Raw genomic sequence first — 4,664 nt, 5'->3', positions numbered from 1 at the left:
CTCGACTACGAACCGTCAGTTTGGCATTCTTATGGCTGTTCACCCTTTCCCTCACTCGGTTTGCTGTTGTTTGGTAACTCCAGCTTTACCGATTTGGGGAGGGTGAACAACCTATAGAAACACTACAGCTAGAGCAGATTAACTTTGAGAATGTACATTCTCAAAGTTTAAGTCACGTTCGCTTCGATGCTTAACCGCGCAAGTAAATAGCTCTGCTGTCTTCATCCGTAACTTCCTTTGTCGTAACGGCTGAAGCAGCGTTTGCATCTTTGCGGCGGGCGACTGCTCACGCAGCCGCCAGAGCAATTTCAAAGTGAAATTGCTCTAAAAGTATCGAAAGACTGCGCCGTCAGCGCCGCAGCATCTTCTGCGTAAGCTGTCCGGCCACGTCCCGGCGGGAGTCGAATATCCAGTGGACATGCACTGCCGCTTCCAGCGGCTCGTATATGATGCGCCACGGGTGTTCATGAAGCTCGCGGTAGCGAGTAATGCCAACCACTTCAAGTTCTGGGGGGATGTTGCCGCGCTGGGGCAAGGTTTCCAGCGAGAATATGGCGGCTTCCAGCCTGCTCAGGATAGCGTGAGCTTGCTCCTGCCCGGCATGATCGGCCATATATGTATAGATGTCCCGCAAGTCTTGATCGGCCTCCGGGGCGAGCAGGATTTCCAAGGGCCGCTTGTCCGTAGGGAGTACCATTATTCGGCCTTGCGCCCTTCATGCCGCCGCAGGTCTGCAAAGACCTCCCGGGCCGGACGTCCTTTACCCGCCTCCAGGCTTTTTCCGGAAAGGCTCAGGGCTTTGAGCATGGCCAGCGTTTCCTGCATGCGTTCATATTCCTGAATGCCCATCAACACGGCCTTGGCCTCGCCATTTTGAGTGATGACCACGGGCGGGGCGGCATCTTCGCTGAAGGTACGGATGATTTCCGCCGCCTGCGCTTTGACCTCGCTGATAGGGCGTACTGCGGTGCTGAGTTGCATAGACACTCTCCTTTAACCAAATAAATACCAAATTCAGTTTTTTCGGTCAAGCTGTCCCTTGTCATACCGGTACGGATGCCAATCAATCTCCACAAGCCTGAAGCTTATTGCGCAGATAGGCCATCAATGCCGCCTTCGTGTATCCAATTTTTGCGCCGACGCGGACACGTTCGCGTGGCCCTTTCTTGAGGGCGTCTTCATTGCTCAGTGTTTTGGCCGAAATAAGGCCACCGGTGATCCGTGCCAGCTCTGCTCTGGAGACCATAGGGGGCAATGCCTTCTCAATGACCTTAAAGAACTCCTCCGTACCGATACCGGTATTTATCAGCCTGTCGCTATATTCAAAATCGTGACGCCAATGCTTCTGATACATATGGGACTCCTGCTTGCAGTATGGGCAGACAAAGGACGGAATGGGAAAGCATATGATTGCAAAAGGGGCTGTCACTGACAGCCCCTTTTGCTCTGATTGCCATCAAAAGCGTTAAAATGGAACGTCACCACTGCGGTCAGACTGCCCCATCAGCATCTTGATAATTTTGTCAGCATCCGCGCCACTGCACTGTTCCAAGGGCTTTCCTGTCAGATCACGGGAAATAGTATCGGCGGGTTTACCTTTTGCCAGTACCCGAATGTAGTTGACCTGCTTTTCGCTGATTGGCTTCAAGGAAGACGCATTACCCCTGGAAGGCGCACTCTGGTGTGTGCTGTCGGTCAGTGCCTTGTCGCCACGTATGCAGACCGGACTCGTCCGACATCAAGGCGTCCTTGAGCATGGCCTTCACATATTCAAGAAATCCGGCCTTCTGGTACCAGACTTCGCGTTTGACAAAAAAACGACCGGAAGGGCCGGTCTTTTCGCTGTCCCTATTGGCAAGGGTACGGGGGTTGACGATGCCGAAAGTCAGCTCGCGAACCTGCTTGCGGGGGAAGCAGGGGGCAGGCTTTCTTCCAGCAGCTTGAGGATATTCTGGGTCGGGGTGGGAGGCATGGCAGTGCTCCTGAGTGATGTCGCCAAGTGGCGCATCACATGGGGGAGCCATGTCAAAAAATACTTTGGAATGGACACACACGCATGCCTGAGCCCCCTTCGGGAGACCAGTCAAGGCGTCTACTGGAGCCACACTGGAGGCATTTTCATGCTACTTCGCGCGGGAGGCCCGGCATAGTGCCGCCCAGGCCGTACTTGTTGGCAAGGTGCGCACAATACCCACAAAAGTAACGTAATAATTTTATCGCTACTTCTTGCCTTCCAATTCAAGCAAAGCCTTTTGGGCGTCATCGCACCCTCCGAGCGCGGCCTTCCGCAGCCATTCTTGAGAGGCTTCAACATCTTTTTTCACACCAAACCCACTGCCATAAAGCAGACCAAGCAGATATTGCGCGTCAGCACAGCCTTTGTTTGCGGATTCTGTCAGCAGGGCAACACCCTTTTTTTCATCCTTTTCTGCGCCTTCTCCAGTCAGATAAGCACGCGCCAATTCGGCCTGCGCGGGCGCATACCCCTGTTCGGCAGCCTGCCGCATCCAGTAAAGGGCTTCAGAAATATCTTGCGATACGCCAAAGCCTCCTGTGCCGTAGAGCATGGCGAGCCCATACCGCACCTCCTCATCACCCTGCTTGGCGATGTTTCTCCACCACTTTGCGGCCTCCGCCCAATTGCGCTCCACGTTTTCAGCAAAATAATACATGCACCCAAGCAGATATTGCGCATCCACAAAGCCCTGCCCTGCGGCCTTACGAAGCCAGGCCACGCCCAGACCCGTATCTTTGGGTACGCCCTCACCGGCCATATAGCACGAGGAAAGCGCGGCTTACGCCTCCTTCAAGCCCTGATCCGCTGCCTTACGGAGCCATGCTGCGCCTGTGGCAGCGTCCTTGCCCACGCCGGAGCCTTGCATATATGCGGAACCCAAAAAAGCCTGGGCTTCTGCATAGCCATGGCTGGCAGCCTTGCTCCACCACTGGACAGCTTCTGCAGGATTTTTCTGCACACCAATGCCTGTCATATAGAAGCAGCCAAGAATATATTGCTCCTGGGCAGAACCGCTTTCGGCAGCCTTGCGTATTTCAGGCAACTGCGCGCGGTCTAATTCAAGAGCAATATCATTCTGATTGCATGTTGCACTTTCCTCTTTTGCATGCAGTGAATTTTGCCCTGCGTATGCGGTAATATCGCCTACACAGATTGAAGCAAGAAAAAAGAAAATGGCAATACAAAAACGCACTGCAACCCCCATATCAACAATGAGCTATATCGGCGATGAAAACCACCATAACCTGAGACTACCTTGATGCGTCAGAGCTTTATGCAAGTAAGAGTTTACTTCTTCGCCCAGAAATTCTCGCAGAATATGCTTGCATTACCACTGTGCCACGTCAATGTTTTTCAATCAATCCTGCAATGTTAATGCGTGGGATCAAAGATTCTCATGCTTATACCACAGCTTCTCTGGCCAATCACGCAACTTCACCAAAATGCCCGGTCTGCGCAAAGGGCATTTCTCATTTTTTTGCTGGCCCGACAGTCAGAATTTTCTACTGTAGTTATAACTATATTAATGATCTATAAAGTAAAATTTAGAATATTTTTCTAAAATAAAAATTTTATTTGAGTAAAATTTTTTTGCATACATGGTGATAATCAACGCAGATATCCCAGCAATACAGTAAAACACGCATCAAATTTTTATGCTTTTCGCACATTGAACACATTATTTTTCGTTATAAATAATAAATATATCTCTATAAAATAAAAATATATGATAAAAATACTGCCTGTTCCTTCTTCCGATGAATAGAATTTGCAAGGCGCTAAACAGAGCTATTTCTCATGTCTTATCAGCAGCTTCAAAATAATATATAAACAGATATAAAATCGCCCCACATAATCAAGAATCGCTGCCGCTAAAATAAATAATAAATTATATATTATAGTTATATGTTAGACTTCATAAAGGAGACATGCCATAAAAATATCACATATTCTGATTTTTACCATTGACAGTCCTAATAACAGGCATTATCAAAAAAGGGATGGGTTCTTCCCAGATCGTGAATCACAATTCGCTGATTCACCCACATGCCTCACCGCGATGCACTCTTTCCTAGAGTCAGAGGGGTCCCGACCCCTTAGAGACGTAAGCAATACGCCTACATACCTCTCCTTCCTCGCTTTCGGAATGCTCTTGCCGAGCGTTGCCGCCTATCAATAGATACAAGCTCATCATGGAGGCTCCATGCCTACTATCAATCTTTCACGACCTGTCCAAGGGCAGGAAACCATAGTCATTGCAACGGACCAAAACGCAACGTACGCCCTTGAATTTCCAACGGGCGACGCGACCATGTCGCGCGATGGCAATTCGCTGGTATTTACTTTCGAAGATGGCGCGGCCATCCGCATTGATGACTTTTACACCAGCTACCATGCCGAAAACATTCCTGAATTTGAAGTCGCTGGCAAAGTCATTTCCGGCGCAGAATTTTTCAGCGCCCTCGGCCCGGACCTCAGCCCTGCGGCTGGCCCGACCCCTGTGGAACGCTCTTCGCACTATGCTGAACATGGCGATTCCACTCTGACCTCAGGCCTCGACCACCTCGGCGGCCTTGACTACCGCACTGAAAACGCCGCCTTTTCCGACGGCCCCCAGCTTATGGACGGGCTCGGCTTCGCGCCCGCC

General features: G+C 50.6%; 8 protein-coding genes and 1 pseudogene. 1 reads left to right on the top strand and 8 read right to left on the bottom strand.

Annotated elements, in window-relative coordinates:
• Window positions 1-349 precede the first annotated feature (349 nt).
• From V6C07_RS13215 to V6C07_RS13180, 8 genes and pseudogenes are all read right to left on the bottom strand, one after another.
• Window positions 350-697, bottom strand: coding sequence for a type II toxin-antitoxin system RelE/ParE family toxin (locus tag V6C07_RS13215; protein ID WP_333536940.1), 348 nt, complete (start codon window positions 695-697; stop codon window positions 350-352).
• The gene (locus V6C07_RS13210; protein ID WP_333536939.1) at window positions 697-981 is read right to left on the bottom strand and encodes a type II toxin-antitoxin system Phd/YefM family antitoxin; all 285 of its coding nucleotides are present in this window, start codon (window positions 979-981) and stop codon (window positions 697-699) included. Before V6C07_RS13210 ends, V6C07_RS13215 begins: the two co-directional genes overlap by 1 nt.
• 82 nt (window positions 982-1,063) lie before the next feature.
• Window positions 1,064-1,354, bottom strand: a complete 291-nt coding sequence (locus V6C07_RS13205; RefSeq protein WP_333536938.1) for a hypothetical protein — start codon at window positions 1,352-1,354, stop codon at window positions 1,064-1,066.
• Between the two features lie 111 nt (window positions 1,355-1,465).
• Window positions 1,466-1,648, bottom strand: coding sequence for a hypothetical protein (locus tag V6C07_RS13200; protein ID WP_333536937.1), 183 nt, complete (start codon window positions 1,646-1,648; stop codon window positions 1,466-1,468).
• Window positions 1,649-1,658: 10 nt separating this feature from the next.
• Window positions 1,659-2,024 (bottom strand): hypothetical protein, encoded by a 366-nt coding sequence (locus V6C07_RS13195; protein ID WP_333536935.1) that lies wholly within the window; start codon window positions 2,022-2,024, stop codon window positions 1,659-1,661.
• A gap of 195 nt (window positions 2,025-2,219) precedes the next feature.
• Window positions 2,220-2,699, bottom strand: coding sequence for a tetratricopeptide repeat protein (locus V6C07_RS13455; RefSeq protein ID WP_442886183.1), 480 nt, complete (start codon window positions 2,697-2,699; stop codon window positions 2,220-2,222).
• A 15-nt stretch (window positions 2,700-2,714) separates the two neighbouring features.
• A pseudogene (locus tag V6C07_RS13450) lies at window positions 2,715-2,780 on the bottom strand (SEL1-like repeat protein); the annotation flags it as partial.
• 15 nt (window positions 2,781-2,795) lie between these two features.
• A complete protein-coding gene (locus tag V6C07_RS13180; protein ID WP_333536934.1) occupies window positions 2,796-3,059 on the bottom strand; it encodes a tetratricopeptide repeat protein in 264 nt (87 codons plus the stop codon).
• 1,161 nt (window positions 3,060-4,220) lie between these two features.
• Between V6C07_RS13180 and V6C07_RS13175 the strand changes: the two genes are divergently transcribed.
• A partial coding sequence (locus V6C07_RS13175; RefSeq protein WP_333536933.1) for a hypothetical protein occupies window positions 4,221-4,664 on the top strand: 444 nt, incomplete at its 3' end.

Source organism: Desulfovibrio sp. 1214_IL3152, assembly GCF_036763055.1.
In the GTDB taxonomy this organism is placed as follows: domain Bacteria; phylum Desulfobacterota; class Desulfovibrionia; order Desulfovibrionales; family Desulfovibrionaceae; genus Desulfovibrio.
The sequence above is the reverse complement of the archived record's forward strand: the minus strand, read 5'-3'. Positions and strand labels throughout refer to the sequence as shown.

Bases quoted from the DNA above. Each gene is read 5' to 3' on its own strand.
- V6C07_RS13210 (WP_333536939.1), bottom strand. From the start codon at position 981: ATGCAACTCAGCACCGCAGTACGCCCTATCAGCGAGGTCAAAGCGCAG.
- V6C07_RS13215 (WP_333536940.1), bottom strand. From the start codon at position 697: ATGGTACTCCCTACGGACAAGCGGCCCTTGGAAATCCTGCTCGCCCCG.
- V6C07_RS13205 (WP_333536938.1), bottom strand. From the start codon at position 1,354: ATGTATCAGAAGCATTGGCGTCACGATTTTGAATATAGCGACAGGCTG.
- V6C07_RS13195 (WP_333536935.1), bottom strand. From the start codon at position 2,024: ATGGCTCCCCCATGTGATGCGCCACTTGGCGACATCACTCAGGAGCAC.